Source organism: Myxococcaceae bacterium JPH2 (genome assembly GCA_016458225.1).
In the GTDB taxonomy this organism is placed as follows: domain Bacteria; phylum Myxococcota; class Myxococcia; order Myxococcales; family Myxococcaceae; genus Citreicoccus.
On sequence record JAEMGR010000036.1, the window covers coordinates 78,829 to 96,987 of the forward strand.

General features: G+C 71.1%; 16 protein-coding genes. 7 read left to right on the forward strand and 9 right to left on the reverse strand.

Features of this window, described 5'->3' with window-relative positions:
• Positions 1-134: 134 nt before the first annotated feature.
• On the reverse strand, positions 135-779 hold the full coding sequence (locus JGU66_32420; GenBank protein MBJ6765483.1) for a TetR family transcriptional regulator: 645 nt from the start codon (positions 777-779) through the stop codon (positions 135-137).
• Positions 780-884: 105 nt separating this feature from the next.
• Between JGU66_32420 and JGU66_32425 the strand changes: the two genes are divergently transcribed.
• From JGU66_32425 to JGU66_32450, 6 genes are all read left to right on the forward strand, one after another.
• On the forward strand, positions 885-1,679 hold the full coding sequence (locus JGU66_32425) for an alpha/beta hydrolase (GenBank protein ID MBJ6765484.1): 795 nt from the start codon (positions 885-887) through the stop codon (positions 1,677-1,679).
• A 48-nt stretch (positions 1,680-1,727) separates the two neighbouring features.
• Positions 1,728-2,729 (forward strand): PHB depolymerase family esterase, encoded by a 1,002-nt coding sequence (locus JGU66_32430; GenBank protein ID MBJ6765485.1) that lies wholly within the window; start codon positions 1,728-1,730, stop codon positions 2,727-2,729.
• Positions 2,730-2,925: 196 nt separating this feature from the next.
• Positions 2,926-3,495 carry a hypothetical protein gene (locus tag JGU66_32435; protein ID MBJ6765486.1) on the forward strand — a complete coding sequence of 190 codons (570 nt, stop codon included), beginning with the start codon at positions 2,926-2,928 and terminating at the stop codon, positions 3,493-3,495.
• 11 nt (positions 3,496-3,506) lie between these two features.
• Positions 3,507-3,953 (forward strand): hypothetical protein, encoded by a 447-nt coding sequence (locus JGU66_32440; GenBank protein MBJ6765487.1) that lies wholly within the window; start codon positions 3,507-3,509, stop codon positions 3,951-3,953.
• 43 nt (positions 3,954-3,996) lie between these two features.
• Positions 3,997-4,776 (forward strand): helix-turn-helix transcriptional regulator, encoded by a 780-nt coding sequence (locus tag JGU66_32445; protein MBJ6765488.1) that lies wholly within the window; start codon positions 3,997-3,999, stop codon positions 4,774-4,776.
• Positions 4,777-4,839: 63 nt separating this feature from the next.
• Positions 4,840-5,187, forward strand: coding sequence for a DUF3703 domain-containing protein (locus tag JGU66_32450; protein MBJ6765489.1), 348 nt, complete (start codon positions 4,840-4,842; stop codon positions 5,185-5,187).
• Positions 5,188-5,244: 57 nt separating this feature from the next.
• Here the strand turns inward: JGU66_32450 and JGU66_32455 are convergent, their stop codons facing one another.
• From JGU66_32455 to JGU66_32490, 8 genes are all read right to left on the reverse strand, one after another.
• The gene (locus tag JGU66_32455; protein ID MBJ6765490.1) at positions 5,245-8,007 is read right to left on the reverse strand and encodes a PKD domain-containing protein; all 2,763 of its coding nucleotides are present in this window, start codon (positions 8,005-8,007) and stop codon (positions 5,245-5,247) included.
• Positions 8,008-8,016: 9 nt separating this feature from the next.
• Positions 8,017-9,558, reverse strand: coding sequence for a hypothetical protein (locus JGU66_32460; GenBank protein ID MBJ6765491.1), 1,542 nt, complete (start codon positions 9,556-9,558; stop codon positions 8,017-8,019).
• A gap of 110 nt (positions 9,559-9,668) precedes the next feature.
• Positions 9,669-10,598, reverse strand: a complete 930-nt coding sequence (locus tag JGU66_32465; GenBank protein MBJ6765492.1) for a dioxygenase — start codon at positions 10,596-10,598, stop codon at positions 9,669-9,671.
• A gap of 208 nt (positions 10,599-10,806) precedes the next feature.
• Positions 10,807-11,274, reverse strand: coding sequence for a DoxX family protein (locus JGU66_32470; protein MBJ6765493.1), 468 nt, complete (start codon positions 11,272-11,274; stop codon positions 10,807-10,809).
• 63 nt (positions 11,275-11,337) lie between these two features.
• Complete coding sequence (locus JGU66_32475; protein ID MBJ6765494.1) at positions 11,338-12,174, reverse strand: N-acetylmuramoyl-L-alanine amidase; 837 nt, start codon at positions 12,172-12,174, stop codon at positions 11,338-11,340.
• A 93-nt stretch (positions 12,175-12,267) separates the two neighbouring features.
• On the reverse strand, positions 12,268-15,390 hold the full coding sequence (locus tag JGU66_32480) for an efflux RND transporter permease subunit (GenBank protein ID MBJ6765495.1): 3,123 nt from the start codon (positions 15,388-15,390) through the stop codon (positions 12,268-12,270).
• Positions 15,380-16,570 carry an efflux RND transporter periplasmic adaptor subunit gene (locus tag JGU66_32485; protein MBJ6765496.1) on the reverse strand — a complete coding sequence of 397 codons (1,191 nt, stop codon included), beginning with the start codon at positions 16,568-16,570 and terminating at the stop codon, positions 15,380-15,382. Before JGU66_32485 ends, JGU66_32480 begins: the two co-directional genes overlap by 11 nt.
• Positions 16,567-17,802, reverse strand: coding sequence for a TolC family protein (locus JGU66_32490; protein ID MBJ6765497.1), 1,236 nt, complete (start codon positions 17,800-17,802; stop codon positions 16,567-16,569). Before JGU66_32490 ends, JGU66_32485 begins: the two co-directional genes overlap by 4 nt.
• A 3-nt stretch (positions 17,803-17,805) precedes the next feature.
• On the opposite strand from JGU66_32490, the gene JGU66_32495 reads away from it, so the two are divergent.
• Positions 17,806-18,090 carry a hypothetical protein gene (locus tag JGU66_32495; protein MBJ6765498.1) on the forward strand — a complete coding sequence of 95 codons (285 nt, stop codon included), beginning with the start codon at positions 17,806-17,808 and terminating at the stop codon, positions 18,088-18,090.
• Positions 18,091-18,159: the final 69 nt, after the last annotated feature.

An 18,159-nucleotide genomic window follows, 5' to 3' on the forward strand; every position in this document is an offset into this window, starting at 1 on the left:
GTGCATCAGGACTCCGTGGGCCGCGCGGAATGCCTGTGGGGGACACCGAGGCGTGTGCTTCAAGCGGCGCGCCCCCCGCCACCGCCCTTGCCCGGGGACGCAGCATGTCATCTCCACCCGTGCCCGCGCCACGATCAGCTCGTCGCGGGAGCGCCCAACATTCGCAGCGCCAGCTCCGCGTGGACATCCGCCAGCGTCTCCTCGTCGAGCCCCTCTGACGGCTCGTACCAGTACGGCAGGCGCAGGCCGATGGTGGCGATCGCCGCGCCCGTCACGAGCGGATGCGAGGCGGAGAAGACCCCCTGGGTCCTGCCTTGCTCGATGACCTCGCGCAGCAACGCCGATGAACGCTCACGCAGCACGAGCGCCGGCGCCGCCAGCTCGGGGGGCAGCGCGTGGATCTCCTCGTTCACCACCACCGCGAGCTGCGGATGATGTGCATGCAGCAGCGTGTGCGCGCGCACGAGCGCCCGGAGACGCGCGACCGGAGAGTCCCCCGCGCCCGCCAGCGCCGCGCGAAGGCCCTCGTGATGGACCTCGTGCCCCAAGCGCACCAGCTCCGCGAGCACGTGCTCCTTGGAGGGGAAGTGCGCGTAGAGCGCGCTGGGCCGCAGCGCCAGGGCCTTGGCCAGGTCCCGGATGGAGGCGTCATGAAAGCCCCGGCACGCGAAGAGCTGGAGCGCCACCTCCAGGATGCGGCGCCGCGTCCCCTCGGGCGCCGCCGAGCTGGGAAGGACCGCCGGGCGCGCGCGCAGCCGGGAACGGGGAGGCGTGGACATGGGTGAAATCCTTGAAAAACGAACGTTCGTTCAGATAGGCTGAGAACCCAGAAAACACCGGCGCCTCACTCTAACCCGACATCTGAACGGTCGTTCATTCCAACGATGGCCTCGTTCCAGCTCCAGGACGGCGTGTCGCTGCAGGTCGAGGACTCGGGCGCGGGCGAGGCGGTGCTGTTGCTGCACGGGCTGGGGTCTTCGGGTGGGGATTGGGAGTTCGTGGCGCCCCGGCTGGCCGCGCATCACCGGGTGGTCATCCCGGACGCTCGGGGCCATGGCCGCAGCGACAAGCCTCCGGGCGCCTATGGGGTGGCGTTGTTCGCGCGGGACATCGCCGCGCTGTGTGACGGCCTGGGGCTGACCCGCGTGCACGTGGTGGGGCTGTCCATGGGCGGGATGATGGGGTTCCAGCTCGCGGTGGACCGTCCCGAACTGGTGCGCAGCCTGGTGGTCATCAACAGCGGGCCAGACATGGTGCCGCGCACGGTGCGTCAGCGCCTCGCCATCATGGTGCGCCTGGGCGTGCTGCGGTGGCTCGGGCCCCGAGGGCTGGCGAAGCGGATTGCGCCCAGGTTGTTCCCCAAGCCGGAGCAGGAGGCGCTGCGCGAGCGGGTGCGCGAGACGCTGGGCGCCAATACCCCCGATGTCTACCTGCGCGCGACCCGGGGCCTCGTGGGCTGGAGCGTGCTCGCGCGGCTGGCCGAGGTGACGTGCCCGGTGCTCGTGCTGCATTCCGAGCGCGATTACACGTCGCTGGCCACGAAGCAGGCCTACGTCGCTCGACTCGCCAAGGCGCGGCTCCAGGTGCTGACGGACTCCGGTCACGCGGCGCCCGTGGATCAACCTGGGCAGGTCGTCGAGGCGGTGGAGGCCTTCCTCCGCGAGGTCGAGGCGCCGTGACTTCCCGTGGGCGCATCCCGCGCCCCGGCTGAAGCAGGAGGCAGTCCGATGTCGATGACTCGGAGTGGGCGCGCGCTCGTTCGCGTGGCCCTGGGTGCGCTCGTGCTGTTCGGTGCCATGGGGGCGTCCCCGGCCCAGGCAGGTGTCTGGGTTCACGGCAGTTATTCCAACCTCTGGGGGACGCGAGGTTTCCAGCTGTGGGTTCCCAATGGCTATCAGCCCACGGAGGCCCTGCCGCTCGTCGTCGGGCTGCACGGCTGTCTGGAGAACCCGGACCAGTTCGCGGGCCTCTCGCGCCTCAATGAAAAGGCAGACGCGGAGCGGTTCCTGGTGCTGTATCCCAACCAGTCCACGGTGGCCAATCCCACGCAGTGCTGGAACTTCATGCTGGCGATCAACCAGGAGCGGGGCCTGGGCGAGCCGTCCCTGATTGTGGGCATGGTGAAGTGGGTGCAGGCGCACTACGCGGTGGACTCGCGGCGCGTCTACGTGGGCGGCGTGTCCGCGGGCGCGGTGATGACGAGCATCCTGATGGCCTGCTACTCGGATGTGTTCACCGCCGGGATGGTGGGCGCGGGCGCGATGTACAAGGCCGCGACCACCGCCTCGGGCAGCGCGTACGCGATGGCGTTCGGCAGCATCTACTCGCCGGATGACCGGGGCGATGACGCGTGGGCCTGCTCGGGGCGGTCGCGTCGTCGGGTGCCGGTGCTCGTCGTGCATGGGACGGAGGACGCGGTGGTCAATCCCATCAACGGCGAGCAGACGGTGCGCCAGTTCCTCCAGACGAATGACGACGCGGATGACGGCGTGGACAACGACAGCGTGGCGAACGTGCCCGCGCGGGTCTGGTCCGCCACGTCGCCTGGCGGACGGAGCTACACCGTGCGCGAGTACGTGTCCGGTGGCGCGCTGCTCGTCGAGCAGGTCGTCATCGACGGGATGGGACATGCCTGGCCGGGAGGTGACCCCGCCTTCCCCTTCGCGGACCCCGAGGGGCCGGACGGCACCGCCATCATGTGGGACTTCTTCCAGCGGCAGGTGCGCTGACGCGCGGGCCTCGTTCCTTCTCCAGAGTCGGACGCCGGGTCTGGCGCGTGGACGGTCGTGCCCGCGCACCCAGGCGCAACACGTGGGAATCCCTGGGGCTGCCCGTGCGCACGGGCGGCCCCGGGGCTGCAAGTCGGCCGCCCCGCGTCGCGGCGTCACGCGCAGCCCAACCCAACGCCGCTGTGGAGAAGCGAAGATGATCGACAAGCTCCTGGGGGGCCTGACCGCCTCCTTCTCGGGCGGCAGCCCGCTCGACCTCATTGGCACCGGCAGCGTGGGCCACGCGCTGGGGTTGGATCCGGTGGGCAGCGCGCTCAAGGGCATGGGCGGCGGCCACAACTCGGTCGAAGCGGCTCCGGCCCACGCGGCGACCCACCACGCCTCGGCGGCCCACACGGAGCTGGCGGACGCGCCGGAGGGCCCCGAGGGCTACGCGAAGCCCTCGGCGGACAGCGCGCAGGGCGGAGCAGCGGCGGGAGGCGTGGGCGGCTTGATGGGCTTCCTCTCCAAGCTCGCGGATCCGCTGGGCCTCTTCGGCGGCATCAACATGGCGGATCCGCTGGGGCTCCTGGGCGGAGGCGGGGGCGGCGGCCTTCTGGGCGGGCTGCTCGGTGGTGGAGGCGGGGGCCTGTCTGGACTCGTCGGCGCCGAGGATGGCCAGAAGGCCGAGTCGATGCTGGGCGCCCAGTCGCAGATGGGCGGACTGCTCTCCATGCTGGGTTCGAGCGGGGGCGGCGCGTCGTCGCTGCTGGGGTTCCTCAAGTGAGCGGGGGACCGGTGGCGACGGAGGAACTCCAGGCCCGCGTCCGGGCCGTCGCGCGAGGCGAAGTGACGCTCGCGCAGCTCCAGGGCATCACCGCGGAACAAGCGCGGGCCGTGGCGCGCGTGGGCTGTGAGCTGTCCGAGGCCGGCAGACTGGAAGAGGCGCGCATCGTCTTCCAGGGCCTGGTGGCCACGAACCCGAGGGACGCTTCGGCCCACGCCGCGCTGGGCACGGTCCTTCAGCGGATGGGGCGGGGTGATGATGCGCTCGCGGCCTACAACGCGGCCCTGCGACTGCGGCTCGAAGACCCCGTGGCGCTCGCGAACCGGGGTGAGCTGCGGCTGCGCTCGGGGGATACGGGGGGACGGGCGGACCTCGAACACGCGGTGGTGGTGGACCCGCGTGGCGCGACTCGGGCGGGACGCCGCGCGCGGGAGCTGCTGGAGGCGCTCGCACGCTGAAGCGCCGCTCGCCAGCTCGGGAGGAGGGCGTTACAAGCGCTTCGTGGACGCGACGGACCGGTGGCATGGACGGCTCTTCTTCGGCCCTGGCCGGCTGCAATACGCCGGGGCCGTGGCGGCGACGTCCCTTCATTCGCACCACACCTTCCAACTCGTGCTCGCGTCAGGTGAACCCCTTCGCCTGCGCGACGCACGGGGCGGCGAGTCCTCTGGGCACGTCGCCCTCATCCCTCCCGGCGCGGAGCACGCCGTCGTGGGGAGTGCTCCCTCGGTCGTCCTGATGCACGTGGCCGCCGAGGTGGCCGCGGGGCGTCGCCTGCGGACTCTGGACATCGCTTCGGACTCGGCGCGGGCGTGGACGCGTGCCGGGGCGCGGCTGATGCCCTGGGTGCCGGAGCGGCTCCCGCGGCGCTGGTTCGAGGCCGAGGCCCTGGCTCGCACCGTGTTGGGCGCGCTCGAGGCGGACATCCCGTTGCCACCGCCCACGCATCCGGCGATTCAGCGATTGTTGCGCGTGCTGCCCGAGTCGCTGGAGGAGGACGTGCGGCTCGCCACGTTGGCGCGCCGCGTGGGCCTGTCTCCGGGGCGGCTGTCTCATCTGTTCGCCGCGCAGGTGGGCACGCCCCTGCGGCCCTATGTGCTGTGGTTGCGAATGGGGCGCGTGGCCGAGCACCTCAGTCGTGGCGTCTCGCTCACCGAGGCCGCGCACGCGGCGGGCTTCAGCGACAGCGCGCACCTGAGTCACGTGTTCCGACGCATGTTCGGGATGGCGCCGTCATCGCTCGCGGGCCTCGTCGAGTGGGTCGTGCCCGCACGTCCGTAGCGCGTTCTTACAAGCGTGGGGCGCCGCGTGAGCGCGAAGGTGTCTCCCCAAGGGAGCCACACCATGGCGATGACGCCGAAGCTGCGAGGACATTTCGAGGCGGAGCTGCGCGAGGGAGACCAAGCGGAGCGGGCGGGAGACCTGCCGCGAGCGTGGCGTCACCTGGAGCGAGCCCATGTGCTGAGCCAGGCCCACGCGGGGCCGCATGTGCGGGTGCACGTGCGGATGTTTGCCTTTGGGTGGCGACGCCGCGATTTGAGAGAGATGGTGGGCCAGTGGGCCCGCATCCTGGTGGCCGCACCGGGCTCCTGGCTGGGGCGCGCGCCGCTGGGGAACACCGGCGGCGCGAACGTGGGCATCCTCACGCCCATGCCCATCCCCGAGGACCTGCGGGCGATACTGGATGCGTGAGTCTTCAGCCCGAGGCGCGCGTCAGGGATTGCCTGACGCGCGCCCCGGTCCGGTGCTTCAGTACAGCATCAGCCGCTGGTCTCGGAAGAAGCAGGCGCGTGTCTCGTCATTGCTGTCCACGCCCGCGCCAATGCGCGACGCATCCACCGCGCCCAGGTACGCCCGCTCCCAGTAGTTCCCCGCTCCGGGGCGCGCCACCTCCAACTGGCCGTCGTGCGAGAACGCCAACCGCGGCGCACCCGAGGCGTCCGCCGCCACGGCATACGTCGTGAGGGTGTAGTCCTCGATGGACGAGGTGCTCACGGTGCTGGTCGGGTACGGCGAGGCCACGGTGACGGCCTGGACTCCCGAGTGCGAGAGCACCAGGAGCCCCGAGGCCCGCGAGGCGAGCGAGGCCCAGCCACTGGTGGACCAGGAGGCCACGGTGAGGGTCTCCACCGTGGTGCCCTTCCACCGGCCGAGGGTGTTGTCCGCGAGGGGCAGATAGAGCCGCCCCGAGGAGTCGAACACCGCGTCGCCGCGCAGGAGCTGGTTCGTGCTGGTGACACTGAAGTTCTGCACCGCGGTGCTCCACACGCCCGCGCTGCCGCGGGTGGCGATGGCGACGCGGGCCACGCTTCCACTGCTCCCCGTCTGCGCGGCGGTCCACACGAGGGTGGGCCGATCGCTCTGGGCCGGGTCGAGCGCGAGCGAAACCTCGTTGTCCCAGGAGGCCGTGGTGGCCGTGTCCACGCGCTCATGGAGCCAGCCGCTCGCGGTCTTCGTGGCGTACCAGACTCCCTGGCCCACGCGCGTGTAGGCCAGATGCGGCGTGCCATCGCTGGCGACGGCGAGGGCGATGTGGTCCCCGGGGATTCCGCCGGTGCCCAGGCCGAGCCCCTCGACCAGCTCCGCCGCGAAGACACCGTTGGTGACGGTGGCGTACCAGAGCGCGTTGTGAAGCGTGCTCAAGTAGGCGAGGTGCGCCACCGCGCCGCGCATGGCGAGCCGGCACGAGATGCCATAGCGCTCCCGGCCCTCCGCGAGGACGACGGGCCGATGCATGTAGGCGGACACGGTGAGCGTGAGCGGGGTGCTCGCCGTCATGCCGTCGTTGTCCGTCACGGTGAGCGTGACGGTGTACGTGCCCGCGCTCGCAAAGGTGTGGGACGCCTGCGCGGCCGTTCCGTCCATGACGGGCTGGCCATCGCCGAAGTCGAAGCGATAGCGCGCCACGGTCCCATCGGGGTCGCTGGAGGTGGCACCGTCGAAAGTGAGGACCTGTCGAGCCTCGCCCTGGGTGGGGCCCGTGAGGCGCGCCACGGGCGGCACCTTCGCGGAAGCGGGGTCGATGGTGATGGCGATGGAGGTGGCAGCGGTGCGGCCTCCAGAGTCCGTGGCCACCAGCGTGAGGGTGTGGAGGCCCACGCTCAGCGACGCGATGTCGAGCGATGCGCCTCGGCCCAGCACGCCCGACACGTTGGACTGCCAGGTGAGGCTGTTGCCGGAGAGGGGGCCGTCCTCTGGATCCGATGCGGCGCCCCGCAAGGCCACGGTCGCACCCAACCCGAAGTGCGACCCACCCGCGGGCGAGTCGATGCGCACGGTGGGCGGCTCGTTCGCGGGGAGCACGACGACGCGCAGCCGGGCGTTGACCGAGGTCGCCTGAGAGTCCGTGGCGGTGAGCCGGATGTCATGCGTGCCGGCCACGAGTTTCGACACCGTGAGCGAGTTGCCCGTCCCGAGCACGCCGTTGAGGTTGGAGAGCCACGTGAGCGCGGCGCCCGGCAGGGTGCCGTCCTCCGCGTCAATGGCCTTGCCGGTGAACGTGATGGACGTGCCGGCGAAGACGGTGGTGCCGTCCGGGGGCGCGGTGATGCTCACCGTGGGCGCGGTGTTGGTGGGGCTGGTGACGGTGACGAACACGGAGGCGCTGGCCGTGGTGCCGTGCGAGTCCGTGGCCGTGAGCGTCACCGTGTGCGTGCCCAACGCGAGCTGCACGTTGGTGAGACGTGGCCCGGTGCCGAGCTTCCCCGCGATGCTCGACGTCCACACGAGCGAGTCGCCCATCAGCGCGCCATCCTCGGGGTCCGCCGCGCTGCCTTCCAGCGTGAGCGCGGTGCCCACGCGAACCTGCGTGCCATCCGCGGGTTGGCTGAGCGTGACGGTGGGCGGCAGGTTGGCGCCGGGGAGCAGCACGTTGAGGGTGGTGCTCGCTTGCGCGGTCAGTCCTTGAGAGTCCGTGGCGGTGAGCACGATGCGGTGCTCCCCGACGACGGTGGCATGAAACGAGACCGCCGTGCCGGTTCCCAGGACTCCGCCCTTGTCCGAGGTCCAGGTCAGTGAGGCCCCGGAGAGGTTGCCCTGCTCGGGGTCGGTGGCGTGGCCCTGGAGGACGAGCGTGTCGCCCTCATGGAGGGACGTCCCGTTCGGGCCCGGCGTGTCGATGACCGCCACGGGCGCGAGGTTCACGGGCGCCAGCACGGTGATGGAGAGCTGCGCGTTGGCGGTCTTTCCACCCGAGTCGGTGGCCACCAGCGTGAGCCGGTGATTGCCCGGCGTCAGGGTGACTTCCAGGGGGCTGCCCGTGCCCAGCGCGCCGTCCACGCTGGAGGTCCACTTGAGCGCGGCGCCGGTGAGCGCGCCGTCCTCGGGATCGCTGGCTTGGGCCTGGAGGGTGATGGTGCGAGACGACAGCGTCGCCCCGTCTTGAGGCGAGGTGATGCTCGCGGACGGGGCGCGATTCTGCTGCGGCGCGGGCGGCTCGGGTTCGGGGGGCTTCTTGCCACCACAACCCACGAGCAACGCGAGCGCGAGCGGTAGGAGCAGGCGCGTGGACATGCTCACCGCCTACTGGAACATGATGTTGTCGTTGTTCGGGTAGCAGACATGCCGCTGACCCGTGGTGGGGCGCACGGCGAGGCTGACGGGGGGACGATTCACGACCTGTGTGGAGAGGAGGGACGTGTAACTCGACGTTCCGATCGCGGTGTAGGTCCAGTAGTTGTTCGCGTCGGGTGTGATGAGCTCCACGCTGGTCCCGTGCGCGTAAGCGATGAAGGGTTTGCCATCCGCCCAGACGAGGTCGCCGTGGGGAAAGTTCGTGGAGCTGGAGTCCTCGAAGTCCCACTCCTGCCAGGTGGAGCCAGACAGCGAGATTCCGATGGCGACGTCGATGACGGAGTAGCCCGAGCGGATCAGCAGCCGCTTGGTGCCCGCCCAGGCCAGTGAGACACGGATATCTTTGGTGGAGAATCGGGTGATCGCGGGAGTCTTGGCCGAGAAGTCGAGGGTCCGGACAGTCGTTCCCTTGACGGTGACGAGCCCCACCTTCGTGTCCGTATACGTTTGATCTGGATTCACCTTGCGAAGCCACGGGATGTAGAGGGTGCCTCCATCGTCGAACAGGGCTTCTCCCGCGAGTTCTTCGCCGCCACTGCTGGGGGCGAGATCGATCTGATTCACGGTCCAGGTGTTCGCGGCGGTGCGCGTCGCAGTGAAGAGTCGGTGGGCAGAAGAGTAGGTCTGGCCGGTGACCGGAGTGGAAATGTCGCCCACCACCGTCGGTCGGTTCGCGTTCGTTGGATCGAGCGCCACCATCCAGTTCGAGAAAGTCGAAGAAACAGGGATGACCTCACGCACCCAGTTCCCATTGACGCGCGTGGCGTAGAACGACTTCGTGGTCCCTGCGGCGGAATCAACCGCTTGGTAGACGAGGTGCGGCGTGCCATCGCCCGCGACCGCCAGGGCGAAGCCCCAGAGCTGAACTCGTCGGCCCGTACCGAAGCCCGGCCCATCGACGAGCTGCGGCGTCCAGGTGGTGCCATTCCAGGTGCTGAGCCAGAGCGAGTCGTGTTTGGAATTGTAATAGGCGAGGTAGCCAGTGCCCGCGGTATCGAAGGCCAGCTCGCAGTAAGGGTCGATGGTATCTCCGCTCGTATCCACCGCCACGGCGGTTGCGGCGGCTGCGGCGGGCGCGGGGGCCAGCGGCGCGTTCTCCGCCAGCGCGGGGAGCGTCACCTGGAAGTTCCAGGTGCCCTTCACCTCCGCGCCGTCGGTCGTCACCACGGTGGCCGTCAGCGAGGCGACTCCTGCCGAGGGCAGTGTCCACGCCACGCGCTCACCCGAGGTCTCCAGCTTTCCGCCCGAGGCGCTCCAGCGCACGGACGTGATGTCCGCTGCGGGCCAGCCCGCCCGGAAGTTCTCAACCACGCCCGTGACATACGGCCCGCTCGCCTCGCGCTCCAGGGTGAGCGCCGACGCGTTCTCGCCATGCTGGGCGAGAGAAGCGGAGTCAGCAGGGGGCTCGGACTGGCAGGCCGACAAGCCCAACCCCATCACGAGTCCCAACGACAGCATGCGGAACGACCAACGGAAGTACTTCTGTGCCAACGAAAACCCCCTCATCGAGCTGAAGGGGCGGATTAGTCACATGCTGCTTGAACCTGTCAAGACAGGTACGGGGCTTCGCCGTGAAACACAGACCAAGCCAATAAAAGATATCACCCGAAATGGTACGCCGAGAGGCGCAGCCCAAGGATGGATCCGTTGTAGGCGACGGTGCCTCGGTCCTGGCCCGCGGCGCCCGCGATGACCATCAGCGGCAGGAGGTGTTCCTCGCGCGGGTGCGCCAGTCGCGCGGCGGGGGCGTTGGCCCACTGTTTCAGGTGCTCATCCCGAGCGGCGGGTTCACGCGTCGCGGCGTCTCGCAGCCACGCATCGAAGGACTCCGCCACGGGACTGGCTTGCGGACCGAAGGCGCGCAGGTTGTGGAAGGTCATCCCGCTGCCCACGATGAAGACGCCTTCGTCTCGCAGCGGCGCGAGCGCGCGTCCCATGGCGAGGTGCTCGGCGGGGTCCAGGCCGCGCTTCAATGACAACTGCACGGTGGGCATCGCGGCGTCTGGGTAGGCGAGCTTGAGCGGCACGAACGTCCCGTGGTCGAAGCCTCGCTCCGCGTTCGCCGCGGTCTGGAATCCAGCCTTGCCGAGCAGCTCCTGCACGCGCGTCGCGAGCGCCGGGTCGCCGGGCGCGGGCCAGGTAATCTCATACGACTCGGGCGGGAAGCCGTAATAGTCATACAGCATGGGCGGGCGCGCGCCCGACATCACCGTGGGCACGGACTCCTCCCAGTGCGCGGAGATGATGAGCACCGCGCGCGGTGGCGTCTTCGGCAGCGTGCGAATGGAGCGCAGGTATCCGGCCAGCGCGGACAGCTCCGCCGGGTCTCCGAAGCCCAGGTCCACGAAGGGCCACGGGCCACCTCCGTGCGGAAGGAAGGCGACGGGCAGTCGCTCGCGGCGGTTCAGGGTAGGGCCGTCTCCGGAGGGGGCGTGTCCCTCGGTGGGAAGGGCCGCGAGCGTCGCGGCGCCAGCGAGGCCGGCGACCAGGGTGGTACGGCGGGTGAGGCGGTCATCGTGCTCGGTGCTCATGGGGTCCTCTTCCTGGGCGACGGGCGCCCCGGCTCGTGCGCCTCGGATGCCGGAGCGCGGGGCCCGTTGCGGCGGGCCTCGCGGGAGGACTCGTAGCAGGGCGCGGTCCTCGCGTCGCCGGCCTGGCGAGCGGGCAGGCGCCACGGCCGGTCAGGGGCAGGGATTCTCCCAGCCGTCAGCGCGGAGGGGCACGCCACCTTCCGCGGGCTCACCCCACGGCGAGGAGCGAGCGCAGTCCCACCAGGAACACAGCTCCCGTCGCGGTGATGAAGCCGAGTTGCAACAGCAACCGAGGCCACAATGACATCACCGGGACTCCCGCGATGCTCAGGTGCTCGCGCGCGGCCCGGGCATTCGCGGGGAACATGGCGACCAGCAGGAGCGACAACCCGAGCGCGGCCCACGCGGCCAGCGGTTGGAGTACCAAGCCCAGCGCTCCGGCCAGCTCGAGGATACCCGTGAGCGTCACCCACAGCTCGGGGCGGGGCAGGGCGTTCGGCACCATGCGGACCAGGTCCGGGCGACGCCGGCCCCAGTGCGCGGACGCGGTGAGGAGGAACATTCCGGCCAGGGCGAAGCGCAGCGGCGCGTACCACCCCGCGAGCGACGAGACACCGAGGAGCCCCAGGCCGGAGAGCAGGGCGAACAGCGAGACGAGGACGATGAGTGGAGCCATGCCCTCAAAGTACAAACCCGCCGAAGGGCGGGCTTGAACGAACTGGCTGGCTCGGGCGTGGGCTCAGGCCGGCTTGGTGATGCCGCTGCGCACGCGCTTCCAATCGAAGTTGGAGGCGGGGTCGTCCTTGCGGCCCTTGGGGACGGCGACGTCCTTGTGGCCCAGGATGTTCTCCATGGGCACCTTGTACTCCTGCTTCAGGAAGCCCACGAGCTGGGTGATGGACTTGTACTGCGCCTCGGTGAAGGCCGTCTTGCCGCTGCCGTCGTTGACGATCTCGATGCCGATGGAGCGCGCGTTCATGTCCGTGGGGACGCCGCGCAGCTCGGAGACGCCCGCGTGCCACGCGCGCTTCTCGTCTGCGACGAGCTGGTACACCTTCCCGTCACGGTCGATCATGTAGTTCGCCGAGACCTTGCTCTTCGGATTGCGCATCCAGGAGAGGTCGGCCTTGCCGTCGTTGGACGCCGTGTGGTGCAGGATGATGGCGTCAATGGCCGTGCCGTTGCGCTCGTCGTAGTTGGGCGAGGGCGCGCTGATGACCGGCGGCTTGGTGAACTTGGTGGGCGGCGTGGTGGTGGTGCCGGAGAGCGCCTTGGTCAGCGCCGCCTGCGTCTTGGTTCCGTACGAGCCATCCACCGACAGCTTCTTGTCCGTCTGGAACTTCTTCACGGCGGCTTCGGTCTTCACGCCGTACGTGCCCGGACCCGAGGCGGCCGCTTCCTTCGTCAGGTAGCCCAGCTTCACCAGGGCGTCCTGGAGCTGCTTCACCTTGGGGCCCGAGTCCCCCTTCTTCAGGGGGGCAGCGGGCGCCGTCACGGGGGGGCTCGCCGCCGCGGCGGTGCGGGTCAGCGCAGCCGTTGTGACGCGAGGAGTCGAAGCCGAGGAGCGAACGGTCATGGCGGGTCCCGAGGAAAACGAAGTGATTCCAGCCCGATTGTCGTTCGTAGGGCTCCCGAGTTGCGTGGGGATGATCCGATTTCTCCGGGATTGTCACGGAGGTGTGTCCCGATCACGACGGAAGCGCTCCTGGAGGCCGTGGACGAAGGCATAGAACGTGGGCAGCGCCAGGAGGGTGAAGAGGGTGGATGTCAGGAGGCCGCCCACCATCACCACCGCGAGGGGCCGCTCAATCTCGGTGCCGTGCAGGGGCAGGACGAGCAGGGGCAGCAGGCCGAGGATGGCCGTTCCGGCGGTGAGGAGCTTGGGGCGGACGCGGCTGAGGCTGGCCTCGCGGATGGCCTCGGGGAACGAGCGTCCTCGGGCCAGGAGGTCCTTGGTCTGCGCGACGAGCACCAGGCCGTTCTGCACGGCGATGCCGAACAGACCGATGAGGCCCACGAGGCTGGAGACGTTCCACGTCTCGCCGGCGATGAGCAGCGCGAGGATGCCGCCCACGAAGGCGTCCGGCAGCGTGGCGAGGATGACGAGCGCCTCGGCGAGCGAGTCGAGCGCGAGGTACAGCAGCACGAAGACGGCGAGCAGCGCGACGGCGATGGCCAGGGTGAGGGATTGCGCGGCGCGCTGCTGGCTCTCCACGCGTCCGCCCACGTCGAGGAAGTAGCCGGTGGGCAGGCTCAGCCCGGTGGCCAGCTTCTGGCGCACCTCGGCGGCGGTGCTCCCGAGGTCACGCCCGGCCACGCTGGCTTCGACCGCGATGCGGCGGCTCCCTGCCTCGCGCCGGATGCTACCCGCGCCGAAGGTCTCCTCGATCTGGGCGAGCTGGTTGAGCGGGATGCGCGTGCCGTCATGCCCATCCACGAGCAGGTTGCTCAAGGCGTTGAGGTCCCCCCGGCGGTGATCCGCCAGCCGCAGCACCAGGTCGTAGCGGCGCTGGCCCTTCCACACCTGGGAGAACTCCTCGCCCACCAGCCCCGTCTGCACGGCGCGGATGACGTCGCCGGGGGTGAGGCCCACGCGCGCCACGGCGGCGCGGTTCACGGTGACGCGAAGCTGCGGCAGGCCGCTGAGCTTCTCCACGCGCAGGTCCTCCACGCCCTCCACCGAGGCCATGAGCGCGCGCGCCTTCGCGGCCAGCGAGGAGAGCGTCTCCAGGTCCGGCCCGAAGATGCGCACCGAGAGGTCCGCGGGGCTGCCACCCAGTCCCTCGTCGATGCGCATGCCCAGCGGCGTGGTGAACAGCGTGGTGACGCCTGGCACGCGGCTCACCGCGTCGCGCAGCGCGTCCTCCAGCTCATCGAGGCTGCGCGTCCGGTCCTTCTTCAGGACGACGAGCACGTCCGAGAGCGTGTGCGGCATGGGGTCCTCGGTGCGCTCGGCGCGGCCGGTGCGGCGCACCACGTCCTCCACCTCGGGGAAGCCGCGCAGCACGTCCTCCACGTGGTGGTTGAGGCGATCCACCTCTTCCAGTGACGCCTCGGGAGGCAGCACCGTCTGGAGCAGGAAGGCGCCCTCGTCCAGGCGGGGCATGAAGTCGCTGCCCACCGCGAAGGCCAGCCCCAAGGCGGGCACGGTGATGGCGAGCGCCACCAGCCGCACGAGCCCCGCGCGACGCAGGCACGCCTCCAGGAGCGGCGCGTACACGGCCTTCACCTTGCGGATGAACCACACGTCCTCGGGCTTCTCGGGACGCGGCGCGCGCAGGAACAGTCCTGACGCCACCGGCACCAGCGTGAGCGCCAGGCCCAGCGAGGCCGCGAGGCAGGCCACCACCGCCGCCGCCAGCGGGCGGTACATGCGGCCCTCGATGCCCGCCATGGCGAACAGCGGGATGAAGACCGACACGACGATGAGGGTCGCGAAGGCGATGGGGCGTCCCACCTCCAGCGAGGCCGCGAGCGCCTCGTCGCGCACGGAGCGGCGTCCTGCGCCTTCGCGGAGGTCGTGGAGGATGTTCTCCGTCACGATGATGGCCGCGTCCACCAGCAGGCCCACGGCGATGGCCAGACCTCCCAGCGTCATGGTGTTCAGCCCGATGCCCGCCAGCTTCAGCAGCACGCCCGCGAGCGCCAGCGACAGCGGCAGGGTGAGCGTGACGATGAGCGCCGCGCGCCAGTCTCCCAGCAGCGCGAAGAGCACGAGCACCACCAGGAAGGCGCCCAACAGGATGGCTCGGCCCACGCCGCCCAGCGCCGAGTCCACCAGCTCGGATTGGTCATACACGACGCGCAGCTGCACTCCGGGCGGCAGGCCCTGCTGGAGTTCATCGAGCGCGGCGCGCACGCCTTGGGCCACGCGCTGCGTGTCCGCGCCGAACTGCTTGATGACCCGGCAGCTCACCACCTCGCCCTTCAGTCGGTGCGCGATGCCGCGGCGCACGGCCGGCGCCTCGCGGACGTCCGCCACGTCCCCGAGCAACACCGGGGTGCCATCGCGGAGCGCCACCACGGTGCTGTGCAGGTCTTCGACGCTCTGGGCGCGGCCCACCGCGCGCACGGTCCACTCCATGGGGCCCTGCACGATGAAGCCACCGGAGGCGTTGAGGTTGGCGCCCTCCAGCGCGTGGCGCACCTCGCCCAGCGAGACGCCGCGCGCGACCATCTGGTCGGGATCCATCCGCACCTGGAACTGACGCAGGTATCCACCCAGTCGCTCCACGCCCGCGACGCCGGGCACGGCGAGGAGGCGGTTCTTCACCTCGAACTCGGCCAGGTCCCGGAGCGTCATCAGGTCCGCGGCGCCGGGCTCGGCTTCGAGGGTGAACTCGAACACCTCGTTGAGTCGCCCGGTGAGGCTGGAGACGAGGGGCGCGTCCGTGCCGGCGGGCAGCTCGGCCTGGGCCTGGGCCACGCGCTCGGCCACGTACTGTCGGCTGCGGAAGTAGTCCGCGTCGGGCTCGAACTCCACGGTGACCTGCGACACACCGAGCTGTGACGTGGAGCGGATGCGGCGCACGTCCGGCAGGCCCGCGAGCGCCACCTCCATGGGGATGGCCACCGCGGTCTCCAGCTCCTCGGCGCCCATGGCCGCGTTCTGGACGATGACGTTGAAGATGGGCGCGGACAGGTCGGGGAACACGTCGCGGCGCAGCCCCTGGAGCGACACCGCGCCGAGCGCCGACAATGCGAGCGCCAGCACCACGGTGAGGCCAGGCCGCGAGAACGAGGCGCGCAGCACGCGCGCCACCCACGAGGACGGTGCGTGCTCAGTGCCCATGTTCGTCGCCTCCGCCGCTCGACTTCTCCACCTCGGCCTTGAGGAGGAAGGCGCCCTCCACCACCACGCGCTCGCCGGCCTTCAGCCCGGAGAGCACCTCCACCGAGTCCCCCAGCGTGCGGCCTCGCCCCACCTCGCGCCGCTCGAACATTCCCTTCTCCTCGGTGGGGAGGAACACCACCCAGCCGTCCTCGAGGCGCTGGAGCGCCGCCGCGGGCACCGTGGTGATGGTGCTGCCGGGACCGCCCAGGGGAATGGAGGCGGAGGCGGACATGCCGGGGCGCAGCAGGCCCTCGGGGTTCGCCAGCTCCAGTCTCACCGAGAGCGTGCGCGATGCGGCGTCCACGCGCTGCCCCACGTGACGCACGCGCGCGCTGAACTCCTTGCCGGGAAACGCGGCGAAGGTGACGCGCGCCTCGGTGCCGGGCTGGAGGCGCACCGCGTCCCGCTCGAAGGCGTGCACGATGAGCCACAGCGAGCCCAGGTCGCCGATGCGGAAGAGCGGGCGCGTGGGCTCGGCCATCTGTCCGAGCCGCGCGTCGCGCTCGATGACCGTGCCGTCGATGGGCGCGCGCAGGAGGACGCCGGGGGATGCGGCGTCGGCGGTGTCGTCTCCCTTCGCGCCCAGGGCCACCAGCGCGGCGCGGGCGGCGGACACTTCGGCGTCCGCGGCGGTGGCGTCGGCCTCGGCGGCCTGGGCGTCCTTCTCCGCGACGATGTGCTCGGTGGCCAGCGTGCGCTTGCGCTCGGCGGCCTGTCTCGCGACGGTGGCGCGGGCCTGCGCGGCGCGCAGGTTGGCGCGCTCGCGGCCCAGCTCGGGGCTGCGCACGTCCGCGAGCGGCTCACCTGCTCGAACGTGTTGGCCGGTGGTGACGAAGACCGCGTGCACCCGGGCGGGGACGGGCGGGGCCACCTCGGCGTACGCGTCTTCTCCGAAGGTCAACTCTCCCAGGACGGTGACGCTCTCTCCACCCGGGCGCACTTCCACTGGGGAGGTGGTGACGCGCAGGTCGCGCAGCATCTCGGGCGCGATGTGGACGTGGGATTCGTCGTGCTTGCCTTCGGGGTTCGCGGCGCTCGCGCCTTCGTCATGCGCGGGGGCGTCCTCGTGCGCGGGCGCGTCGCGCTTGCATGCGGTGAGGGGGAGCAGGGCGGCGAGCAGCAGTGCGTAGGACTTCATGGAAGGACTCCCATCTCGACGGCGAGCTGGACGCGGGCGAGGGCGGCGAGGAGCAGCGCGTCCAGCCACGCGGCCCGGGTGTCACGTGTGTCGCGACGGACGAGGAGGAACTCGGCGAGCCCCATCTCTCCGACCTCGTAGGCGCGGCGCGCGAGGGCGGCGTTCTCGTCCAACAGGGGAAGGGCTTCTTGCTCCAGCAGCACCACGGCTTCTTGTCGCTTGCGGTCCAAGGCCCGCGCGGACGCGAGGCTCACCTCGCGCGAACGCCGCGCCGCCTCCAGTGCGCTGCTCATGCGCTGCACGCGCGCCTCGGCCGTGACGCGGGTCTCCTGCCCGCGGGCGAAGAGCGGCAGCGGCACGCTCAGGGTCCCGAGCACGGCCGTCTCGTCGGCCTCTCTCTGATAGCGCACGCCCACGCCCAGGTCGGGCCAGGCCTCGCCACGTCCCAAGCGCAGCTCTGCTTCGGCGCGAGTGACCTCCGCCTCCAAGGCCGCCAGGTCCGGGCGCGCGCGCGCCTCGCTGGGCGCATTCACGGGACGAGAGGCCAGGGCGCGCAGCTCTCCCTTGGGCTCCAGGGGGACCTCGGGGCCCAGCCCCAGCACGAGGCGCAGCGCGCCCAGCGTCGCCTCGGCGTCGCCCTCCGCGTCCGCCACGTCCGCGCGAGCCCTCGCCAGGGCCACGCGCGCCACGTTCACGTCCACGCGGGGCACGTCGCCCGCGTCGAGTCGTCGCTGCGTGGAGGAGGCCGTCTCCCGAGCGGCCTCCTCCGCCTGCCGCGCGAGCCCCAGCCGCTCCTGGGCATGGAGCGCGCGCAGGAACGCCTCCGCGGCCTCTCCCACGACGCGCCGCTCGGTGTCTCGCTGTCGCTGCTGCTCCGCGGACAGCCCCGCGCGCGCCGCGTCCCGCCGAGCCCCTTGCTGGCCCGCGAGCTCGAGCGGCTGCGTGAGCCCCACCGCCACGTCGATTCCGCGCGCGCCATCCACCCGGGTTCGAGGGCCGACCTCGGCTTCGAGGACGGGGTTGGCGCGCAAGAAGGGCGCGGCGCCCGCGACGGGGCCTTGGGCCTCGGCCACGCGGCCTTGGGCCTCGACCACCGCGGGCGCGCGCTGACGGGCGCGGGCCAGGGCCTCTTCGAAAGTGAGCGCTGGGAGCTGGGCCGCGCCGAGACGTGGCCAGAGGAGCGCGGCGGCGAGCCCGAGGGCGGCCGACGCGAGTCGACGATGCGACGACATGGAATGAACCTCGCGAGACGATGGCGGTCGCCGGGCGCGGGCGCGCACGGAACCTGGTTCACGGGCACGCCGCGCGCGGGGCCCGTGGACACGAACTCGGCCTACGCGCGAGCCGTCCTGGGGACGTGTCGGATGTCGCCCACGTCCGCGGAGGTGGGCGGGAGGTCGTCGGTGGGCAGGAGACGCGGAGGCGACAGCCTCACGAGCCCCACGCCGAGGCTGACGGGGAGCGCGGCGGTCCGCACATGCGAGCAGCAGGCGCAGTCCAAGCAAGTGGGCGCGCACTGACCCGGGTCGTCATCGTCCGAGCAACGCTGATGGCACACGTCGCTCGACTCGGCGGCGAGCAAGGGGACC